21 protein-coding genes and 1 tRNA gene are annotated in these 20,992 nt (G+C 72.7%); 8 read left to right on the plus strand and 14 right to left on the minus strand.

Translation table 11 applies throughout. The features are described 5' to 3' along the window. The 4 genes from AOK23_RS34685 to AOK23_RS34700 all read right to left on the minus strand — a co-directional run. On the minus strand, window positions 1-531 hold a 531-nt coding region (locus AOK23_RS34685; protein WP_157878237.1), incomplete at its 3' end, for an ATP-binding cassette domain-containing protein. Then, a complete protein-coding gene (locus AOK23_RS34690) occupies window positions 528-1,343 on the minus strand; it encodes an ABC transporter permease (RefSeq protein ID WP_055716505.1) in 816 nt (271 codons plus the stop codon). The genes AOK23_RS34685 and AOK23_RS34690, both read right to left, overlap by 4 nt. Continuing rightward, window positions 1,340-2,365, minus strand: coding sequence for an ABC transporter permease (locus AOK23_RS34695; protein WP_055716506.1), 1,026 nt, complete (start codon window positions 2,363-2,365; stop codon window positions 1,340-1,342). Before AOK23_RS34695 ends, AOK23_RS34690 begins: the two co-directional genes overlap by 4 nt. Further along, entirely contained in the window at window positions 2,350-3,885 is a 1,536-nt protein-coding gene (locus AOK23_RS34700) for an ABC transporter substrate-binding protein (protein WP_055716507.1), read from the minus strand. The genes AOK23_RS34695 and AOK23_RS34700 overlap by 16 nt, the downstream gene beginning before the upstream one ends. Before the next feature lie 283 nt (window positions 3,886-4,168). Between AOK23_RS34700 and AOK23_RS34705 the strand changes: the two genes are divergently transcribed. The 6 genes from AOK23_RS34705 (at window position 4,169) to AOK23_RS34730 (ending at window position 10,982) form a co-directional block, all read left to right on the plus strand. Continuing rightward, complete coding sequence (locus AOK23_RS34705) at window positions 4,169-5,158, plus strand: TauD/TfdA family dioxygenase (RefSeq protein WP_055716508.1); 990 nt, start codon at window positions 4,169-4,171, stop codon at window positions 5,156-5,158. Next, entirely contained in the window at window positions 5,155-6,177 is a 1,023-nt protein-coding gene (locus AOK23_RS34710; protein WP_055716509.1) for an ornithine cyclodeaminase family protein, read from the plus strand. Before AOK23_RS34705 ends, AOK23_RS34710 begins: the two co-directional genes overlap by 4 nt. Then, entirely contained in the window at window positions 6,174-7,559 is a 1,386-nt protein-coding gene (locus tag AOK23_RS34715) for an alanine racemase (protein WP_063791460.1), read from the plus strand. Before AOK23_RS34710 ends, AOK23_RS34715 begins: the two co-directional genes overlap by 4 nt. Then, on the plus strand, window positions 7,556-8,890 hold the full coding sequence (locus AOK23_RS34720) for a pyridoxal-phosphate dependent enzyme (RefSeq protein WP_055716511.1): 1,335 nt from the start codon (window positions 7,556-7,558) through the stop codon (window positions 8,888-8,890). The genes AOK23_RS34715 and AOK23_RS34720 overlap by 4 nt, the downstream gene beginning before the upstream one ends. 4 nt (window positions 8,891-8,894) lie before the next feature. Next, window positions 8,895-10,094: an aminotransferase class V-fold PLP-dependent enzyme gene (locus AOK23_RS34725; protein WP_055716512.1), complete on the plus strand. Its 1,200-nt coding sequence runs from the start codon at window positions 8,895-8,897 to the stop codon at window positions 10,092-10,094. 117 nt (window positions 10,095-10,211) lie between these two features. Next, entirely contained in the window at window positions 10,212-10,982 is a 771-nt protein-coding gene (locus AOK23_RS34730; protein ID WP_055716513.1) for a class I SAM-dependent methyltransferase, read from the plus strand. A 28-nt stretch (window positions 10,983-11,010) separates the two neighbouring features. On the opposite strand, the gene AOK23_RS34735 is transcribed toward AOK23_RS34730, so the two are convergent. The 4 genes from AOK23_RS34735 to AOK23_RS34750 form a co-directional block, all read right to left on the minus strand. Then, window positions 11,011-12,069, minus strand: coding sequence for a hypothetical protein (locus AOK23_RS34735; RefSeq protein WP_338056550.1), 1,059 nt, complete (start codon window positions 12,067-12,069; stop codon window positions 11,011-11,013). A gap of 77 nt (window positions 12,070-12,146) precedes the next feature. Beyond that, complete coding sequence (locus tag AOK23_RS34740; RefSeq protein WP_055716515.1) at window positions 12,147-13,196, minus strand: hypothetical protein; 1,050 nt, start codon at window positions 13,194-13,196, stop codon at window positions 12,147-12,149. Window positions 13,197-13,269: 73 nt separating this feature from the next. Further along, window positions 13,270-14,271 (minus strand): D-erythronate dehydrogenase, encoded by a 1,002-nt coding sequence (gene denD / locus AOK23_RS34745; protein ID WP_055716516.1) that lies wholly within the window; start codon window positions 14,269-14,271, stop codon window positions 13,270-13,272. A 126-nt stretch (window positions 14,272-14,397) separates the two neighbouring features. Further along, a tRNA-Pro gene (locus AOK23_RS34750) sits at window positions 14,398-14,471 on the minus strand. A 185-nt stretch (window positions 14,472-14,656) separates the two neighbouring features. Between AOK23_RS34750 and AOK23_RS34755 the strand changes: the two genes are divergently transcribed. Both AOK23_RS34755 and AOK23_RS34760 read left to right on the plus strand, forming a co-directional pair. Next, complete coding sequence (locus AOK23_RS34755) at window positions 14,657-15,376, plus strand: thiamine pyrophosphate-dependent enzyme (RefSeq protein WP_055716517.1); 720 nt, start codon at window positions 14,657-14,659, stop codon at window positions 15,374-15,376. 86 nt (window positions 15,377-15,462) lie between these two features. Further along, window positions 15,463-16,413, plus strand: coding sequence for a transketolase family protein (locus AOK23_RS34760; protein ID WP_055716518.1), 951 nt, complete (start codon window positions 15,463-15,465; stop codon window positions 16,411-16,413). Here AOK23_RS34760 and AOK23_RS34765 read toward each other — a convergent pair. The 6 genes from AOK23_RS34765 to AOK23_RS34790 form a co-directional block, all read right to left on the minus strand. Beyond that, complete coding sequence (locus AOK23_RS34765; RefSeq protein ID WP_240496701.1) at window positions 16,400-17,494, minus strand: barstar family protein; 1,095 nt, start codon at window positions 17,492-17,494, stop codon at window positions 16,400-16,402. The two genes, AOK23_RS34760 and AOK23_RS34765, sit on opposite strands and share 14 nt — an antisense overlap. A 116-nt stretch (window positions 17,495-17,610) precedes the next feature. Further along, on the minus strand, window positions 17,611-17,970 hold the full coding sequence (locus AOK23_RS34770; RefSeq protein WP_055716520.1) for an MmcQ/YjbR family DNA-binding protein: 360 nt from the start codon (window positions 17,968-17,970) through the stop codon (window positions 17,611-17,613). A gap of 30 nt (window positions 17,971-18,000) precedes the next feature. Continuing rightward, complete coding sequence (locus AOK23_RS34775) at window positions 18,001-18,612, minus strand: GNAT family N-acetyltransferase (protein WP_055716521.1); 612 nt, start codon at window positions 18,610-18,612, stop codon at window positions 18,001-18,003. After that, a complete protein-coding gene (locus AOK23_RS34780; RefSeq protein WP_055716522.1) occupies window positions 18,561-19,139 on the minus strand; it encodes a helix-turn-helix domain-containing protein in 579 nt (192 codons plus the stop codon). The genes AOK23_RS34775 and AOK23_RS34780 overlap by 52 nt, the downstream gene beginning before the upstream one ends. Window positions 19,140-19,209: 70 nt before the next feature. Further along, window positions 19,210-20,109 carry a LysR family transcriptional regulator gene (locus AOK23_RS34785; RefSeq protein ID WP_055716523.1) on the minus strand — a complete coding sequence of 300 codons (900 nt, stop codon included), beginning with the start codon at window positions 20,107-20,109 and terminating at the stop codon, window positions 19,210-19,212. A 56-nt stretch (window positions 20,110-20,165) separates the two neighbouring features. Continuing rightward, window positions 20,166-20,992 (minus strand): glycine C-acetyltransferase (locus AOK23_RS34790; RefSeq protein WP_055716524.1); only part of this gene is annotated, 827 nt, incomplete at its 5' end.

Here is a 20,992-nt window from a genome sequence, read left to right on the forward strand (position 1 = left end):
GGCCAGGGCGCGGGCGAGGGCCACCCGGCGTTGCTGTCCGCCGGACAGGGCTGCCGGGCGCCGGGTGACGAGGTCGCCGTCGTCGGGGAGCCGTACCTCTTCGAGGAGGGCCCGCACCGCCTGCGGGGTCCGTTCGTCGCTGAGTTCGCGCAGGAGGGAGCGGACCCGCATCCGGGGGTTGAGGCCCGAGCCGGGGTCCTGGCCGACGAAGGCGAGCCGCTCGCGGCGCAGGGTGCGCATGTCCCGTTCGGAGAGGGCGAACACGTCGTGGCCGAGGACCTCGACGTGTCCGGAGGTGCGCTCGGTGCCGGGGGGCAGGAGTCCGGTGAGGGCGCGCAGGAGCGTGGTCTTGCCCGAGCCGGAGGGGCCGGTCAGGGCCGTCAGCCTGCCCGGGCGGAGGGTGAGCCGGGCGTCCTGGAGGAGGATCCGCCCGTCGTGGGCGGCGACGGTGAGGTCGGTGATCCGGGCCGCGGGGGCCGCGGCGGGCGCGGGAGGGCCGTCCTCCCGGTACCGGTCGGGTGTGTGGCTCACAGGACGGTCACCGCCTTCCGGCCGGACTGGGGGGCGAGGGCCGCCGCCGCGAGGTTGACGCAGAGGGCGAGCAGGCCGATGGCGAGGCTGGGGGCGACCACGGACCAGGGGTTGAGGAGGATGCCGGAGGAGTTCTCGCGGATCATCAGCGCCCAGTCGGCGGCGGGTGGTTGGGGCCCGACCTGGAGGAATCCGGCGGTGGCGACCAGGTAGACGGCGGCGACGAAACGCAGGCCGAAGAGGGCGAGCAGGGTGGCGCGCAGGTTGGGCAGGACCTCCCGCAGTACGAGGTGCCACAGCCGTTCGCCGCCCGCCGCGGCGGCCTCGACATAGCCGGAGTCGGCCACCGGGGCGGCGGCTCCGGCGGCGAGCCGTACCGCGTACGGCACGCCGAGGACGACGGCGGCGGCGATCACGGCGAACCGTCCGCCGTCCGGCCAGGACAGGGTGACGAGGAGGATGCCGAGCACCGCCGGCAGCAGCATCAGCACGTCGGCGATCCGTTCCACCAGGCGTCCGACGCGCGGGCGCAGCGCGCCGATCGCGCCGAGGACCGCGGCGCCGCCGGTGACCAGCGCGGCGACGAGCAGCGAGGAGAGCACCAGGTCGCGCCCGCCGGCGAGCAGCCGGCTCAGTACGTCCCGGCCCAGTTGGTCACCGCCGAGCAGGGCGTCGCCTCCGGGTTCCGCGTACGGGGCGGCCACGGGGGCGTCGATGGGATGGGGGGCGAGCCAGGGCCCGGCGAGGGCGAGGGCGAGCAGCAGCAGGGCGGGCAGCACGCGCAGGGCGACGGCGCGGGTGCGGGGGCTCATCGGCGTCCTCCCGCCGTCATGTCCCGGACGAGGTCGGCGAGCAGCAGGACGCCGGTGATGACCGCGCCCGACAGGGCCGTCACGCCGGCGATGACGGGGCTGTCGCGGTCGGTCACGGCGGAGGCCAGGACCGACCCGATGCCGGGGTGGTTGAAGATGGTTTCGACCACGACCGCACCGCCGAGGAGCATGCCGGTGGAGGTGGCGAGGCCGGCGGTGATGGTGGGCAGGGCGCCGGGCAGGACGTGGTGGGTGAGGACGCGGTGCGGGGGCAGGCCGTCGAGGACGGCGGTCTCCACGTGGGGGGCGCGGGCCTCGTCGGCGAGGGCGGCGCGCACGATGCGTACGTTCCAGCCGGCCTGCGGGACGGTCAGGGCGAGCACGGGCAGGATCAGCATGGTCCAGTCGGCGGGGGTTCCGTCGGCGTCGGTGAGGGTGACCGCGGGCAGCCAGCCCGTCCACAGCGAGAGCAGCAGGACGAGGGCGACGGCGACCACGAACTCGGGCAGGGCGAGGACGGCGGTGGCGGTGCCGGAGACGGCGCGGTCGACGCGTCCGCCGGGCCGCAGCGCGGCCCAGCAGCCGAGGGCGAGGGAGATGACGGCGGTCAGCAGCAGGGCGAGGCCGCCGAGGAGGAGGGTGTTGGGGAACGCCGAGGACAGCAGGTCGCTCACCTTCTCGCCGCGCGCCGACACCCCGAGGTCGCCGGTGGGCAGGCCGCTCATCCAGTCCCAGAAGCGTTCGAGGACGGGCCGGTCGAGGCCGAGGAGTCTGCGTCGGGCCTCGGTGTCGGCGGCGCTCTCCCCGCGCTCGGAGGTGGCGTCGGCGGCGTCGCCCGGCAGCAGTTCGACGGTGACGAAGACCAGTGCGAGGAGTACCGCGAGGAGCGTCGCCCGTTTCAGGACGACGAGACCGACCCGGGCGGCGAGCAGGGCGAGGGGAGCACGCGATCGCCGGGCCTTCTCCCCGTGGGGAGAGGGCCCGGCGGGTGCGGCCGTGTCAGCGGTCAACGGGCCAGCCATGCCCGCTCGAGCTGGACCCGGCCGTAACCGGGCAGTGTGGGCAGCCCGTTGACCTTGGATCCGGCGAGGTCGATGCCGTCGGCCATGCCCCACAGGAGGTAGCCGGAGCTGTCGTGCTCGATCTGCTGGAGCTGCTTCAGCAGTGCCGTGCGCTCGCTCGCGTCGGCGGTGCCGATGGCCTTCTGGTAGGCCGTGTCGAACTCCTTGTCCTTCCAGCCGGCCTCGTTGGTGCCGCTGTCGGAGACCATGGTCTTGCTGGCGAAGAAGACCACCGAGTCGTTGGTGCCCCAGTAGGTGGTGTAGAGGTCGCCCTTGAGCCAGGTCTTGTCCCAGAAGGTGGCGGACTCCTGCTTGACGACCTTCACCTTCACGCCGGCCTCGCGGACCTGGGTGGCGAAGAGGGTGGCCGACTCGGCGAGGCCGGCGATGTCCTCGGTGGTGTACAGCTCGTACGTCTTCGACGTGTCGAACTTGGCCTCCTTCAGCAGCTGCTTGGCCTTGGCGAGGTCGCGGGTGCGCTGCGGGATGCTCTTGTCGTAGGCCGGGTCGCCGGTGCCGAGGATGTCGTTGGCGACGGTGCCGTAGCCGGACAGGACCTGCTTGACCATGGTGTCGCGGTCGACGGCCAGGCGCAGCGCCTCGCGGACCTTCGCGTCGGCGAACGGGCCGTCGGCGGTGCGCAGGACGATGGGCATCGCCATGTCGTTGGGGCGGCGGACGGTCTTGATGTCCTTGCGGCTCTCGGCCGTGCGGGCGGCGACGGCGCCGACGTTGGAGGCGAGGTCGATCTGGCCGGCGAGCAGGGCGCTGGCCATCGCCTGGGGGCTCTCGAAGATCTTGACCTCGATGGCGTCGAGGTGCACGTCGCCGCCGTACCAGTCGTCGTTGCGGACGAGGCGGGCGTTGCCGCTGCGGAACCAGTCGAGCTTGAAGGGGCCGGTGCCGGGGGCCTTGGCGATGTTCTTGTCGGTGGTGCCCTTGGGGACGACGAAGGTGGTGAGCCGGACCAGCAGGGGCAGTTCGGCGTTGGCGTAGTCGGAGACGATCACGACGGTGTCGGTGCCGTCGGCGGAGATGTTCTTCGCCTGGATGCCGGGCAGCCGGGAGGCACCGGCGGGGGTGGCGCGCAGCCGCTTGAGCGAGAAGACGACGTCGTCGGCGGTGACGGGGGACCCGTCGTGGAACTTCGCGCCCTTGGCGATCGTGAACCGCCAGGTCTTCAGGTCGTCCGAGGCCTTCCAGCTCGCGGCGAGGCGGGGCTCGGTGTTGGGCTTGGTGCCGGGGACGGTCAGGGTGTCGTAGATCAGGCTGAGGATGAGGTAGTCGCTCTCGTTGGCCTGGCTCCCGTGGGGGTCCCGGGTGATGGCGCCGGCCCTGCCGAGGGCGCCGACCCGCAGGGTGCCTCCCTTGACGGGTTCGGCAGAGCCGCCGCCGGCGGCCGCGTTCGGCTCCTCGTCGCCGTCCCCACCGCAAGCGGTGAGCAGGGCGCCCGCGCCGATGGCGCCGCCGAGCCAGAGCATGTGACGTCGCGTCAGCTCCACGTGTTCCTCATTTTCCCGCAGTTGACCGAGATTTGCTTAGCCTTACCTACCTTGTGCAACTCCCGCGTGACAAGACCGACTTCGCGTGACCTAGATCCTACTTAGGTAAGCCTTGCCTGTCATCTGCGGCCTGGCTATGTTTCAGCAGGGCTCCCCGGCGCCGCACCGACCACGCGGCCCGCCCCGGAGGGCCTTCTTCTCCATGCCCGTAGACCAGCAACGCGCTGCCCCGCACCCCCCGCACTGGAACGGACAGTCACCCATGCCCACGGGAACCGCACCCGTACGTCTGCTCGATCCCGACTCGGTGGCCGAACTGACCGCCGCCGCCCGCGCCCTCCTGGCCAGGTACGACGGGTCCTCGGCCCACCCCGGCCTGCTGGCCGAAGTCCCCGCCGCGGCCGCCTCGTTGAGTGACGCGATACGCCACGCCTGCCGCCCCGTCGACACCGCCGACGGCCTGTTCGTGCTGCGCGGCCTGCCCGTCGACGACACCGAGATCGGCCCCACACCGGGTCACTGGTCGACGGCCGGTGACGCCGGCGCCGTATACGACGTGGTCCTGCTGCTGCTCTCGACGGTGATGGGCACCCCCATCGCCTGGGAGGGCCAGCAGGAGGGCCGTTTCGTCCACAACATCGTGCCGTCCCCCGGCCACGAGGAGGAGCAGACCGGCGCCAGCAGCAGTGTGCTGCTCAGCCCGCACACCGAGGACGCGTTCCACCCCGGCCGGGCCCATCTGCTGGTCCTCGGCTGCATGCGCAACCACGACTCCGTCGCCACCACCGCCGCCAGCATCCGCCAGGTCGAACTCGACGACAACGAGGTGGAGTTGCTCAGCCGCCCGGTACTGCCGATCCTGCCCGACGACGCCTACGAGGAGGCCCAGGGCTATGCCGGCGAGCCACCGGCCGTGCCCACGCTGTGGGCGTCCCAGGACGGCCTGACCCTCCGCTTCGACCCCGCATACACCCCGTTGGACCAGGCACCCGAGGACCACCGCGCGGCCTACGCCCGGCTGGAGGACGAACTCGCCCGCGTGAGCGTCGCGGTGAGCCTGAACCCCGGCGAGGTCCTGGTCGTGGACAACGACCTCGTCGTCCACGGCCGGGTCCCCTTCCAGGCCCGCTACGACGGCAGGGACCGCTGGCTGAAACGTTCCTCCGTGCGGGTCCCGGGGCGTCGCACCAGGCCGCCCGCCGAGGAGTCCGAGCACGGTTACGGCCAAGCCGCCGTGGAGGCGTACGCATGACCCGCATCGACGACCCGGGAAGGACGGCCGTGACGCCCGACGACAAGACCCTGCGTGTACTCAGCACCAGCGATGTGGCCGGTATAGACATCACACTGGCCGATGTGGTCTCCGTGGTGGAGCAGGCGTACCGCACTCTGGCGGACGGCCGCTCCGACAATCCGCGCAAGCTCACCGTGAAGCCCGAGGACGGCCACTCCGTCGCCTACGCGATGCTCGGCCGGGACGGGGTGCGCGGAGTCGTCGCGATCAAGACCTCCTACAAGTACGGCCTCCACGAGGACCGCGACAAGCAGCACTACTACACGACGCTCACCCTCTACGACGACGAGACCGGCCTGCCGGTCGCCATGCTCGACTGCGGCCGCATCGGCGCCCTGCGCACCCCGGCGGTCTCCGCCCTGCTGGCCCGGGAACTCGCCGCTCCTGACAGCCGCAGCGCCCTCGTCATCGGCACCGGCACCCAGGGCCGGCTCGCGTTGCCGTTCCTGCTGACGACCCTGCCGGACCTGGAGCGGCTGATGCTCTTCGGCACCCACCCGGACGGCATCCAGGCCGTGCGCGAGCAGCTGCGCACCTACTTCCCCGACCGGGAACTGGAGATCGTCACGGACCTGCGGGCCGCCGCCGAGGACGCGGACGTCGTCCTCGCCACCGCCGGACCGGGCACCCCCGCTTCCGTCGAGGCAGAGTGGCTCAAGCCGTCGGCCCTGTCGGTGCTGATCGGCTACGGCATCGCGCCCTCCACCCTGCACAGCGCCGACCGGGTCATCGCCACCAGCGAGGCCCAGATGCGGGTCACCGGCACGGACATGGCCGACGCCGACGGCGAACTCCCGCCGGTGCACGCCGAGTTCCCGGAGGTGCTCGCGGGCCGCGCCGAAGGCCGTACGGACCCGAGGCAGCGGATCTTCGCGTACAACAGCGGGCTGGTCGTCACCGACATCGCCCTCGGCCACCGGTTCGCCCAGCTCGCGCTCGCCCAGGGCCTGGGCACGGCGGTGCCGCTGTGGACGTGACGACCGCCCTCCCCTCCCACACCACCGAGGAGGTGCGCGCGCTCCTCGAACCGCCCGGCAGCTCCCTCCTGCACGAGCTGGGCCACGGCCTCGGCGGCCCCTACCACGTGCTGTTCCCGCGGCGGTTCGACGCGAACGCCGCCGCGTTCCGGGCGGCGTTCGCCTCGGCGGGCGTGGACGGCCGCGTGTACTACGCCAAGAAGGCCAACAAGGCGTCCGTGTTCGTGGAACGGGCCGCCGTGGCGGGCCTGGGCGTGGACGTGGCCAGCCATGGGGAGCTGCGCGAGGCGCTCGCGGCCGGGGTGCGCGGCACCGACCTGGTGATCACCGGCCCGGCCAAGGACGACCATCTGCTGCGTGTCTCCGTGCTGCACGGGGCACTGATCGCCGTGGACGCCCTCGACGAACTCGACCGCGTCCTCGCCCTGGCACGCGAACTGGGCCGCACCGCACAGGTGTTGCTGCGCCTCCTTCCGCCGGGGCAACCGCACAGCCGCTTCGGCCTGGACGACACCGAGACGGCGACGGCCCTCGGCCGCTGCCGCAGCGAGCACGTGGACATGGCGGGGTTCAGCTTCCACCTCTCCGGCTACGACATCCAGGAACGGGCCGACCTGGCCGCCCGGTCGGTACGGCTGTGCGCGCACGCCCGCACCCTGGGGCTGCGCGCCGACCGGGTCAGCGTGGGCGGCGGCTTCGCGGTGGACTACGTGGGCGCGGACGACTGGCGCCGCTTCCACGAGAGCACCCGGCCCGAGCACTTCCACCGGCACAAGACCTTCTCCGGCTACTACCCGTACCACTCCCCCGTCGCCGGCGCGGACGCCCTCGCCGCCCTGCTCGCCTCGACCCCGGCGGACGAGACGTCGAGCCTGGCCGACCTGGTGCGTCAGGCGGGGGTGACGCTGCTCGTCGAGCCGGGCAGGGCCCTGCTGGACCAGTGCGGACTGACGCTGGCGCGGGTCCTCGACGTACGCCGCGCCGGCGCGGACTCGGGCGATCTGCTGGTACGGCTCGGCATGAACGCCGGTGACGTCAGCCTGGAGGAGCACGGGGTGCTCGTCGACCCGGTCCTCGTCCCCCGCCCGGGCGCGCACGCGGACGCCGACGAGGGGCCGGTGGGGGTCTATCTCGCGGGCAATCTCTGCCTGGAGGCCGATCTGATCACCCGCCGCAAGGTCCACCTGCCCCGGCCGCCGTCCGTGGGCGACCTGTTGGCGTTCGCCAACACCGCCGGATACGCGATGGACTTCCACGCCCACCGTGCGCAGCGGCAGCCGCTCGCCCGCACGGTCGCCGTCACCCGGGAGCGGGACTCCTGGAGGTGGCGTCTCGACGAGGAGTACTGGCCGATCACGGAAGCGGGTGGACCGGTTTCATGAGGTACGACAGCATCACGGAGGCCATCGGCAACACGCCGCTGGTGCGGATCGACCCGGCCGTGCACGGGCTGCGCCACATCGACCTGTACGCCAAGCTGGAGATGCTCAATCCGTTCGGCTCGGTGAAGGACCGGGCCGCCTGGCACATGGCCGGGCCAGGACTCGCCTCGGCGGCGGAGCGCGGGGCGACGGTCGTGGAGCTGTCGAGCGGCAACACCGCCAAGGCCCTGGCGCTGCTGGCGGGGATGCACGGGTTGCGCTTCAAGAGCGTCACCAACCGGATGCGGGTCCCCGAGATCAAGGACCTGCTCCTGCTGCTGGGCGCGGAGATCGAGGAGCTGCCGGGGCAGAGCGAGTGTCTCGACCCGACCGACACCGACGACCCGCTCACCCGCTTCCACCAGACCCTCACCGGCCCGGACGAGACGTATCTGCACACCGACCAGTACTTCAACCCGCGCAACACCGAGGCCCACGCGGCGGGCACCGGCCCGGAGATCGTCAAGGACCTCGACGGCCGCGCCCCCGACTGGTTCGTGGCGTGCGTGGGCACGGCGGGCTCCTCCACCGGCGTGGCCCGCGTCCTGCGCGAACACGACCCCGGCGTACGGGTGGTCGGCCTCGTCGCCCACAAGTCGGACTTCATCCCCGGTATCCGCACCATCGACGAGGTGCACCAGGTGGGTCTGTTCGACCCGGCGACGTACGACACGATCGAGTCGGTGACCGCCGACGAGGCCATCGACGGAATGCTGACCCTCATCCGCCGCTGCGGACTGCTGAGCGGCCCCACGGGCGGCGCCGCCTTCCACGGCGCGGTGCGCCATCTCCGCCCGCTGGACGCCGGGTTGGCGGAGGGTGAGCGGCGGACGGCGGTCTTCATCGTCTGCGACCGCGCCGAGAGCTACCTCGGGTACGTACGGCAGCGCCGCCCCGAGCTGCTGGGCCGGCCGGCCCGCCGGCACTCGGCGTCGGCTCTGTCCGACGCGGAGGTGCGGGCGGAGGCCGCGGTGATCGACGCGGCGGCGGCCCGGCGGTGGATCGAGGGCGGCGTGCCCCGGCCGCTGGTGGTCGACCTGCGCGGGCCGCAGGCGTATGCCGCGCTGCACATCGACGGGTCGGTCAACATCACCGACGAGCTGTTCGAGGAACTCGTCCGCGGCGGCCTGCCGTTCAGCAAGCGGCAGCCGGTGCTGCTGGCCTGTCCGGTCGGCGAGAAGTCGGCCCGCTACGCGGCACTGCTGACCCGTATGGGCCATCCCGACGTCCGCAGTCTGTCCGGCGGGATCGTCGCGTGGCGTGACGCCGGCGCCCCGCTGGTGAGGGACTGACACCGTGCCGGGAAGCGATCTGGAGGAGCTGGCCGACTGGCAGCGTGCGGTGCGGGAGCAGTTCCCCATCATCACCGCGCACCCGGACGTCACCTACTTCGACAGCGCGGCCACCACGCAGAAGCCGCGGGCCGTCCTGGACGCCGTACAGACCTATCTGACGACCGCCAACGCCAATGCGGGGCGGGGCGGTTACCCCTGGGCGAACCGCACCACGGCCCTGGTGGAGCGCACCCGGCGGCGCGTCAAGGAGTTCCTCGGCGACCCCGAGCCGGACCGCTCGGGCGTCCACTTCACCGGCGGCACCACCGAGGGGCTGCGGACGATCGCCCGCGACTGGCTCGCGGGCCTCCTCTCGGACGGCGACGAGATCCTCGTCCCCTTCGCCGACCACCGGGCCAATCTGGACCCCTGGCTGGAGGTCCGGGACCTGCTGGCGCGACTGGGCGTCACCGTACGGGTGAGGCCCCTGCCGTACCAGGAGTCGTCCGGCGACTACGACCACCGGGCGCTGCCCTCGGTGATCGGCCCGCGCACCCGCTTCGTCGCCGTCACCCACGTCCATCACGTGTACGGCGGCGACATGAACGTGCACCGCGTCCGCGAGGCCGTCGGCCCGCACGTGCCGATCTGCCTGGACGCCGCGCAGGGCGTCGGCCATGTGCCGCTGTCCGTGGACCGCCTCGACGTGGACTTCGTGGCGTTCTCCGGGCACAAGGCCCTGGCCCTGCCCGGCTCCGGGGCGGTGTGGGCCCGCAACTCCCCCGCCCGCGGGCCGGAGTTCCGGCCGGGCGGCTGGCAGGGCACCCCCAACACGGTGGGGATCGCGGCGCTGGAGGCCGCGCTGGACTGGCTGGACACCACCGGCCCGGACCGGATCGCCCGCTGGACCACGGCGCTCACGGCCCGCTTCACGGAGGGGCTGCGCCACCTCGCCCCGTACGAGGTCCTCGGCTGCCGGGCCAGCCTGGCCGCCGACTCCCCGGTCCAGCGACGCCACGACATCGTCACCTTCCGCCACCGCGACATCCCCTCGGACGACCTGGGCTTCATCCTGTACAGCCACGGCTTCATGGTCCGCGCCGACAACCTCTGCCAGGCCGGCACCGACAAACGGGACGGCTCGGTACGGGTGAGCGTGCACGTGTACAACACGGCGGGGGAGATCGACGAGTTGCTGGGTGTGCTGGCGGGGCTGGCGTAGAGGGGCCGCGCGCCCGGCACCTTGCATCCGCCACCCACGCGAATGGAAACCGTTTCCAATAACCGGTAGGTTTTGATCACAACCGGCGGTGCGAGACGGAAGAGGCGACGCGAGGCCATGGGCGTGAGCATGGAGACGGCCGAGGTGTGGATCGACCGCTGGGAACGCCAGCAACAGCACTACGCCGTCGCCCGCGAGGAACGGTTCACGGTCATCGCCGATGTCGTCGAGCACGTCACCACCGACCGGACCCGGCCGCTCCTGCTCGACCTCGGCTGCGGACCGGGTTCGATGGCCGCCCGGCTCGCCGCGCGGCTGCCGACCGCCGAGATCGTCGCCGTGGACATGGACCCGCTGCTCCTCGAACTCGGCCGCACGCACCACGCGAACGCCGCCCGTTTCGTCGACGCCGTCGTCGGCGAAGCCCGCTGGCCCGACACCCTCGGCCTGGACCGCCCCCTGGACGCGGTCGTCTCCACCACCGCCCTCCACTACCTCTCCGAGCGGACCCTGCTGGGCACCTACCGGAGTCTGTTCACCCTGCTGCGGCCCGGTGGGGCCCTCGTCAACGGCGACCACTTCGCCCTGGACGACCGCCGGTGCTCGGACCTCACCGCCGTGGTGGGCCGCCGATGTGCCGAGCGGTCGCGCACCCGCGAGCACGAGGACTGGCGGTCCTGGTGGGCCGCGGCCGCCGAGGACCCGGAGCTGGCCGACCTGTTCGCACAGCGCGAGAAGCGGCGGGCCGCGTCCGGCAACCACGAAGGCAACGACAACGGCCTGCCCCTGGCGTCCCACGTAGAACTCCTGCGCGCGGCGGGCTTCGCCCACATCACGCCCGTCTGGCAGTACGGCGACAGCCATGTCCTGGTCGCGCTGAAGGACTGACCGTTCCGGCGCCCGGCCCCGGAGCGGCTCAGCCGAATCTGAGGATGCGTGGGGCGAACGTGCCCTCGGGGCCGGCGGCGCGGCCGACGGACCACACGGTCGCCGTGCCGGGTACGGGTGCCAGCCGCAGCATCGAGGAGCCGCCCTCCCCGGCCACCTCCGGTTCGCCGTACTCGGTGAACGTCTGCCCGTTCCAGGCGAGGAAGGCCGGCCCGGGGACGAGGGGGGTGCCGCCCGGCGGGCCCCACTTCTGGGAGCGGGCCACCGAGACCCAGCCCAGCGCGCCGGACGGGGTGGGCGTGAGTGAGGTGACCGCGCCGAAGTCGGCGGGCACGGTCACCCGGCTCCACGTCTGTCCGTCGTAGCGGGCCAGCAGGGGCGGGATGGGCCGACCCGGCGGCCCGCCGATGAACCCGGCCGTACCGCCGGCCCACACCTCGGTCGGCGAGACCGCCAGCACGGTGGACACGGCCGACCTCGGGAAGCCGTCCACGACGGTCTGCCGCCATGTCTGCCCGTCCCAGTGCGACACGGCCGCGCCCGCGCCGGTGGCGCCCGCGGCCCACACGTCGTCCGCCGCCAGAATGTGCAGGCCGTACACGGCTCCCGGCGGCGGGGGCACGTCCCGCCAGGCGCTCCCGTCCCGGCGCAGCAGTACCTGCGTGCCGTCCCGCGAACCGATCAGCCAGGTCTCACCGCCCCCGGCGACGACTTCGCTCAGCACGACGCCGCGGGGGGGCCGGCTCTCGTACCAGGCGGCGCCGTCGGAGTGGAGCAGGCGGGCACCGCCTGTCGCGTCACGGCCGACCGCCCAGAGCGCGGTCGGTGAGGTCGCGGCGACGGACAGCAGCTCTCCCTGCCAGGCCACGCCGGGCAGGCTCTGACGCCGCCACGCGGTTCCGTCCCAGCGGAGCACCAGCGGGAAGCCCGGCGCCTCGCGGCCGACGGCGTCGGTGCCCACCGCCCACGCCCGGTCCGGCCCGAACGCCACGGCCTCGTTCAGCGCGGCCTGGGGGCGCACCTGCGCCGGAACCGGGACGTGCTGCCATGCCGGGGTGTCGGCGGCGGCCGGATTCGTGAGCGTCATGAACGCCAGCAGGCCGGCCACGAGCGCGACGCACACGGCACGCGGGCGCCGTACGACGGGGAATCCGCGTGTCATGGTCAGCCTCCCAGCCGCTCGCTCATGAGGTTCGGTTTCGAGCCGTAGATCTCGACGGTGCCGAAGGACAGCACCGATGACCCGGCCCTGGTCAGCGCACGCGGTCGGACGTCGATCGCGTTCGTGCGCTCCGGGCCGTAGGAGAAGGTGGTGCGCGTGCCCTGTACGCGGGCGTACTTCGACTGGAACGCGCGGTCGCTGCGCACCGGCAGCCAGAGCGCGCCGTCGGGGCCGCGCACCATCGCCTCGGTGGAGGCGTCGCCCAGCGCGGGGTGGGTGGTGTGCCAGCCGTGCCCGTTCCAGCGCATCAGGTAGGCGCGGGCCGCGCCGTCGACGTACCGGCTGCCGCCGATCGTGACCCGGCCGGACGGTTCGAGCAGGATCGTGTGCACGTTGCTGTCCGGGGGCAGCGGTACGTTCGCGTCGCGCCAGGCGGTGCCGTTCCAGCGCAGGACGGAGGTCCCGGTGCTGGTGTCCGCCCAGGCCCAGGCGTCGGTGGCGCTGCGCGCGGTGATCCCCATCAGGTACAGCACGTCGTCGGGGGTGTCCTGCTCGGTCCAGCGGGAGCCGTCGTGGTGCAGCACTTTCAGCCCGGTGTCGTCCTCGCCGATCACCCATGCGGCGCCGGGTACGGCGGTGAAGTCCTGGTAGGTCCACAGGGTCCGCGGCAGCGGGAGCGCGCTCCATCCGGCCGCCGACCGCCGCAGGATCTCCCCGTCTCCCCCGCGCGCGTGGAAGATCCACGTCTCGTCGCCCACGAACCGCACCTTGCCGAGGCGGCCGGGTTCGCCGGCGCCGGGGAAGGCCGTCTCCCGGCTCCACGCGGTGCCGTTCCACCGGTACAGAACCGGTCGCGGTCCGTCGGCGGACTGCTCGGCCCCGGTGGCCCACGCCTCGTCGGGCCCGCGGGCGGCGAGATGGGCCACGCTCACGGGCGGGGCCGCCGCCGGTACGGGCAGCGCGGACCAGCCCGGCGTGACGGCCGCGGCCGGTGACACCAGCGCGACGCACATGATCACAAGGCAGACGAGGACCGTACGGAGACCGTTCACGTGACCCCCAGGACGCGAAGGTCGCACAAGCTATGGCCACTGCCCCGCCCGTGGCCAGACGACTACCGGCCGATCAGGATTCCCTCGGGGAACCGGCGAGGTGGTCCCGCACCACCGACGCGAAGTCCGGGTCGGGCTCCAGCCCCAGCGCGGCGGCGCGGGAGTGGTCGAAGGCGGACGGCCACGAGCCCACGATGGCCTCGACGGCGGGGTCGGGGGCGACGGTGACCAGGTCCGCGACGGCGTCACCGGCGACCTGCCGCAGCGTGGCGATCATCTCGGCGACGGAGACGGTGAGCGCCGGAAGGTTGACCGGCAGTCCCCCGTCGAGTCGCCCCGGTCCCGTGCCGCGGTCGACCTCCGCGAGGAGCAGCAGGGCCGCGACGGTGCGGTGCGGGGAGGCGAGGGCCACCCGCAGGTCGGTCCGTACGGGGCAGACGGCGGGGAGGCCCGCGAGGGGTTCGCGGATGATGCCGGAGAGGAACCCGGAGGCCGCCGCGTTCGGCTGGCCGGGCCGCACGGCGACGGTCATCAGGCGGGCGACCCTCCCGTCGACGAATCCGCGCCGGGTGTGGTCCGCGATCAGCTGCTCGCAGATGAGTTTCTGGATGCCGTAGCTGGAGCGTGGCGTGGGCAGGGTCGCTTCGCTGACGACGGGCGGGAGCGGCAGTGCCGGGTCGGGGCCGTAGACCGCCACGCTGCTGGAGAACACGAGCCGCGGGCTCGGTCCGCCGGCGGCCGACTGGGTCCGGGTGGCTTCGAGGAGGGCGCGGGTGGTGTCGAGGTTCGCGCGCATGCCGAGGTCGAAGTCGGCCTCGCACTCGGCGGAGACGGCGGCGGCGAGATGGACGACCAGGTCCACGGGCTCCGCGAACACGGTGTCGAGCCGGTCGGCCAGCTCGCCCGGCACGACCTCCACGAGCGGGTCGGAGGCCAACGGCTCGCCGTCCGGCACGACCCGGTCGGCGAGCACCAGGCGCTCGATCGGCGCTCCACGGAACGTCCGCCTCTCCAACAACGCGCCGGCGACCAGCCGCCCCAGAAAGCCGAAACCCCCCGTGATGACGATCCTCATGCGATGCCTCCCCGGTGCCCGGTTGCTCGGATCTGGAGTGCAGCATGCCCAAGGATGGCTCCGGACGCAGGGAAAGGCCGCCTCAGATCTTCTCTGAAGCGGCCTCTGACCTTCGACTTCGCAAAGTCGGGACGACAGGATTTGAACCTGCGACCCCTTGACCCCCAGTCAAGTGCGCTACCAAGCTGCGCCACGTCCCGTTGCCCGCCTGACCTGGGCTTTCCCCTGGCCGAACGCGCACGGAAACAATACCGCACTCGGGCCGGTGATCGCGCACCCGTTTATCGCGGGCGCGACCGGTCGGCGGGTCAGCTCGGCGGGGCCGAGAGCTCGCGCACGATCACCGCTTGACCTCAACTTTGGTTGAGGTAGCACGCTGCTCTGCATGACGACCACGACGGAACGTACCTACGGCTTCAAGGATCTGCCCCGGCTGATGGCGCTGATGACGGGCGCCGAGAAGCACGGCCCCGCGGCGACGTCCACGCTGGACGCGCTGTGGGTGCTGTACGACCGGGTGCTGCGGGTGGGACCGGAGCGGCTGGACGACCCGGAGCGCGACCGGTTCCTGCTCTCCAAGGGGCACGGGCCGATGGCGTACTACGCGGTGCTCGCCGCGAAGGGTTTCCTCCCGGTCGAGTGGCTGCCCGGATTCGGCTCGTACGACTCGCCGCTCGGCCACCACCCGGACCGGGTGCTGGTGCCGGGCGCCGAGATCGGCAGCGGCTCGCTCGGCCACGGCCTGCCGATCGCGGTGGGGACGGCGCTCGGCCTGCGCGCCCAGGGGCGCCCCGATCCGGCGGTGTGGGTGCTCATCGGGGACGCGGAGCTGGACGAGGGCAGTAATCACGAGGCGATCGCGTTCGCGGGCCCGGCCGGACTCGACCGGCTCCACACGATCGTGATCGACAACTCCTCCGCCAGCCACGCACGGCCCGGCGGCATCGCCGCGCGGTTCGAGGCGGCGGGCTGGTCCGCGGAGACGGTGGACGGCCGCAACCACGAGGCGCTCCACACAGCGTTCACCGCCCCGCATCCGGGCCGCCCCCGGGTCGTGGTGGCCCGCGTGGAGCCGAAGAACGCCCCCGCACCCAGCCAGACCTGACCCGGCCGGCGCTCTCCCCCTTCACGACTCTCCTCTCCTCCCCTCCAGCCCCTCTCACACCTCTTCCGAAAGGACACTCCGCACTCATGGACACCATGCGGGAACGCTTCGCCCCTGTCGTCTCCCGGCTGCTCGACGAGGACCCCAGGGTCGCGGTGGTCCTCGCCGAGATCGGCAGGGACGGCTTCGCGGAGGCGGAGCGACGACATCCGGACCGGGTCGTCAACGTCGGCATCCGTGAACAGCTGCTGATCGGCACGGGCGCGGGACTGGCGCTGACCGGGCTGCGACCGGTGATGCACACCTTCGCCAGCTTTCTGGTGGAGCGACCTTTCGAGCAGGTCAAGCTGGATCTCGGGCACCAGGACGTGGGCGCGGTCCTGGTGAGCGCCGCCGCCTCCTTCGACTGGCCCGCCGGCGGCTACACGCACATGGCACCGGGCGACGTGGCCCTGCTCGACACGCTCGACGGCTGGACGGTGCATGTGCCGGGGCACCCCGACGAGGCCGAGACACTGCTCCGGCACGCGATCGGCGCGGGCGAGGCCAAGGACGACAAGGTGTACGTCCGCCTGTCCGTGCAGTCGAACGGGCGTGCGCTGGCGGTGGACGGACAGAGGTTCCTCACGGTGCGCGAGGGGCGCCGCGGGGTGGTCGTCGCCGTCGGGCCGATGCTCGACGCCGTGCTCGCGGCGACGGAGGGGCTCGATGTGACGGTGCTGTACGCCACCACGGTGCGCCCCTTCGACGCGGGCGCGCTGCGCCGGGCGACCGAGGCGGCGGGCACCGATGTGGTGCTGGTGGAGCCGTATCTGGCGGGCACGTCCACGGCCGCCGCGAACGACGCGCTCGCCGATGCGCCCCACCGCGTCCTGGGCCTCGGGGTCGGCCGCCCGGAACTGCGACGGTACGGACAGATCGAGGAACACGTGACCGCCCATGGCTTGGACGCGCCCTCACTGCGCCAGCGGATCGCCAGCTTCCTGGACGCACGGGTCAACCGCCCGGCAGGCGGGCCGCGGTTCACGCCAGCGTGACGTGCATGCGGCCCTTCAGAACGTCGAGGACCTCGGCGAACAGGTCGTACGGTTCGCCGTTCGGTGTCAGGGCCCGGGACAGGTGCTTGTGTGCGATCGCCGCGTCCTGCCAGAGCAGAGTCGCGGGGGCGGTGTAGCCAAAGGTGCCGCCCAGACATTCGTCAACGGCGGCCAGGCAGCCGCCGAAGTACCCTCCCGGGCCGTTCACCGCTTCGCCGAGCGCCAGGTAGAGACCCGGTTCGTCGGTGACGTGACGGCCGTCGAGTACGTAGGCGTGACCGGCCGGCCGGTCACGATGGGTGCGCCGGCAGGCCCGCTCTCGGACGAGGTCGAGCCAGGCTCCGCGGCGCCGGGTGTCGAGGCCGGCCCAGGCACCCTGGGTGTCCGGCGGCCCGGCGAACCACCGCTCCCAGATGGGCCGGGCGTATGCGGGAACGGGCGTGAAGAGCTCTCCGTCGAGCTCCAGGTCGATCCGATCCGTCCCGTAGGAGGACGGGCGCCAGGCGCTGACTCTGGCCCAGAGCAGGCGTTCGGTGAGCGGCTCGCCCTGATCGTCCTGTATCTCCAGGGCGGCCTGCTCCAGGTCCAGCGCCCGCCGGGTGCCCTTCATCAGTGCCTCCCGCAGCTGATCACCCTGGGCGAGCCCTCGGAGGACCAGCGGGGGCGCCGACTGTTCGGGCGGCAGGACGCGGGCGAACTCCCGGGAGGAGCCCAGCCAGCGGTGCCCGTCGTGCACACGAACTCGCCCCCTGTGTCCCTCGGGCGGACCTTCGTACTCGTCCAGGCCGGTGAGCACGACACTGTCCGTCCCGGGGAGCCGTCCCAGGCTCTCCGCGTCCTCCAGCAGCCAGGGATCGAGCGTCTCGTCGTCCGGCACCATCCACACCCGACTGCCGATCCAGCCGCGCGCTTCTGCCTCTGGAACCCAGCCGAACAACTCGTAGATCCCCCGCTGGGGTTCGCCGAACAGCCCTTCCACCTCAGCGCAAACACCCCAGGCATGCCCGTCCTGCCTCGCATCAGCCAGGGTGTACCGTGTGCGCCCACGACGGCCGTTGTCTTCGTGCACAGTGGTCATCACGCTCGGACGAGATCCCCATGGCGAAGGTATTTGCCCGGGGTGGGGGCCAGTGAGCCGCCCCGGTTCAGTACCACCGGTTCGTCCACCACCGGCACCCCCACCCGGCCGAACGGCCCCTACTCGGTGGCAGGTATCCCCAGTTCCGGGTAGGTGTCGAGGAGTCGGCTCGGGGCTGCCTGGCGCCAGGAGTCGGCGAGGATGTCCCGCAGTTCCGGCTCGCCCTCCAGGGCGGACAATCGCACCCGCACCCAGGCGAACCCCGCCTCGTGGTCGGCGATCCAGAACTTCTCCGGCTCGGCCAGCACCAACTCGTCGCGCTCCTCCTTGGGACAGCGCACGGCAATGGACGTCTCGTCCTCGGGCAGCGTCGCGAACATCTTGCCCGCGACCCGGAAGGTGGGCATGTTCCAGGCGACCTTCTCGGTGGTGTCGGGCAGCGAGAGGGCGACACGTCGTACGTCTTCAGCATCCGGCATGCGACGCACAGTAGCGGCCACCACTGACAATCACCCGGTGGGAGTCGCCGCCCCCGCGGTGTCCTCGGCCGCCGACCCGACCCGCTTGTAGTAGATCGACGTCGGCCGCAGGCTTCCGTACGGATCCGCCGCGTAGTCCGGGATCGCCCCGATCCGCGTCCAGCCCGCCTTGGCGTAGACGTACTCGGCCGGGCTGTCGGTCTCCGTGTCGAGGTGGAGCAGGGTGACACCGGCGTCGAGGGCCGCCCGCTCGGCGGTCGCGAGCAGCGCCTTGCCGACGCCCCGCCCCCGCCCGTCCGGGTGGACCATCAGCTTCACCAGCTCGGCCCGGTGGCGGCTGTTGGGCTTGTCCGGGAAGGCGAGGCTCACCGTGCCGATCAGCCGGCCCCCGTCACGCGCCACCCACACGCCGAGTTCCCCCGCCAGGACCGCCTCGGCCCGCCGCCGCCACCAGGCCGTGGCCGCCGCGCGGTCGAGCGGTGCGAGAAAGCCGACGGAGGCCCCGCCGTTCACGGTGCGGACCAGCAGCTCCGCCAACTCCTCCACGGCCGCCAGCAGTCGAGGGCGGTCGTCGAGCCGCTCGATCGCGATCACGGTTCGACCACCACCAGCGCGTACCGCACGTCCTCCGGGCCCGGACATCTGAAGCGCACCGGCCCCCAGACCCTCATCCGCAGACAGTCCCCGACGGCCAGTTCATGCTCCACGCCCCGGTCCGTCACCGAGAGGGCGCCGGCCAGGACCCAGATGTGCTGTTCGAGGCCGGGGACGGACGGGCCGTCGTACGCGATGTCGGCGCCCGCGGTGAGCCGTCCCTCGACCAGTTCCCCGCGCAGTCCGGCCGCGGGCGGCGACACCGACCTCCGTACGAAGCCGGACGCCTTGTCCTCCCAGACGACCTGGTCGGCCGCGCGGAGGACGGTGACGGGCTCGGCCTCCACCTCGCTGAGCAGCTGGGACATGGTCCGACCGTAGACATGGCAGAGGCGGTTCAGCAGCGCCGCCGTCGGGCTGGTCTCGGCCCGCTCGGCGCGGGACAACGTCGAACGGCTCACCCCGCTGCGCTCGGCCAACTCCCCCAACGGCCAGCCTCGCTCGGCCCGCAACTCGGCGAGACGAGCGGCGAGGCGGATGTCGACAGGGTCCAGCACCTCTTCCGCGATTCCCATATTCGGGATGCTATCCCAGAAACGAGATGCTCGGAATAGAGGCGCGCCCCCAGCGCCACCAGCGCCCGACCTACCCCGCCGCCTCTCCCAACGCCTCCAGCACCGGCTGGATCAGTGGGTGCCCCTCCGCCCCCCGCCGCACCGCGGCGAAGACGCGGCGGGTGGGGGCCACCCCGTCGACGGGGCGGACGACCACCGCGGTCAGGTCCATGCCGCGCAGGGCGGAGCGTGGCACGAGGGCCACGCCCGCGTCGGCGGAGGCGAGGGCGACGACGGCGCGGAAGTCGTCGGAGGAGTGTTCCAGGCGGGGCTGGAAGCCCGCGTTCTCGCAGGCCAGGACGACCACGTCATGGCAGGGGTTGCCGGGGTACGGGCCGATCCACGGATCCTTCGCCAGATCCGCGAGCGGCACCTCCTCGGCGTCGGCCAGCCGGTGGTTCAGGGGCACCACCGCGTCGAAGGGCTCGGCGTACAGCGGGACATGGGTGAGCCGGGGGTCGTCGGCGGCGGGTGCGCCCCGGTACTCGACGGCCACCGCTATGTCGACCTGCCGGTCCAGGACCATCGGGAGGCTCGCGTCCCCCTCGGCGTCCTGGACGCGCAGCCGGATACCGGGGGACGACTCGGCGAGGCGGGCCACGGCGGGCGCGACGACCTGGGCGATCCCGGTGGCGAAGGAGGCGACCGTGACCGTGCCGGCCGCGCCCGAGCGGTACGCGGCCAGCTCCGCCTCGGCCCGCTCCAGCTGGGCGAGGACGGCGTTGGTGTGGCTCAGCAGGATCTCGCCGGCCGGGGTGAGCCGTACGCCCCTCGCGCTCCGCTCGACCAACCGGTGACCGGTCTCCTGCTCCAGCGCGGTGAGCTGCTGGGAGACGGCGGAGGGGGTGAGATACAGCGCGGCGGCAGCCGCCGTCACCGTGCGGTGGTCGGCCACCGCACGAAGGATGTGGAGCCGCCGTGCCTCGATCATGGGACCGATTCTCTCAAACCCCCGCTTTTCCCCTGACCGGTCCGCCCAGCCTTCCCTCAGGCCTCCAGCTCGGCCCGCGCCGCGACGAACGCGTCCACCGCACGGTTCACGTCGGCCGTCGAGTGCGCCGCGGACAGCTGTACGCGGATGCGGGCCTGGCCCTGCGGGACGACCGGGTAGGAGAAGCCGATCACGTACACGCCGCGCTCCAGGAGCAGCTCGGCCAGCCGGCCCGCCTTCGCCGCGTCCCCGATCATCACGGGCGCGATGGGGTGGTCGCCGGGGAGGATGTCGAAGCCCTCCTCGGTCATCCGGCGGCGGAACAGCGCCGTGTTCTCGGCGAGCCGGACCCGCAGGTCGTCGGCCGCTTCGAGGAGGTCGAGGACCTTCAGGGAGGCCGCGGCGATCACCGGGGCGAGGGTGTTCGAGAACAGGTACGGGCGGGACCGCTGCCGCAGCAGGGCGACGATTTCGGCGCGGGCGGCGACGTAACCGCCGGAGGCGCCGCCGAGCGCCTTGCCGAGGGTGCCGGTGATGATGTCGACGCGGTCCATGACGCCGTGCAGTTCGGGGGTGCCGCGGCCGCCGGGGCCGGTGAAGCCGACGGCGTGGGAGTCGTCGACCATGACCATGGCGTCGTGGCGGTCGGCGAGGTCGCAGATCTCGCGGAGCGGGGCCACATAGCCGTCCATGGAGAAGACGCCGTCGGTGACGATCAGCTTCCGCCGGGCGCCGCCCTCGGTGGCCTCCTTCAACTGCCGTTCCAGGTCGGCGAGATCGCGGTTGGCGTAGCGGAAGCGGCGGGCCTTCGACAGGCGGATGCCGTCGATGATGGAGGCGTGGTTGAGGGCGTCGGAGATCACCGCGTCCTCGGCGCCGAGGA

This window comes from Streptomyces torulosus (assembly GCF_001419765.1).
Classification (GTDB): Bacteria; Actinomycetota; Actinomycetes; order Streptomycetales; family Streptomycetaceae; genus Streptomyces; species Streptomyces torulosus.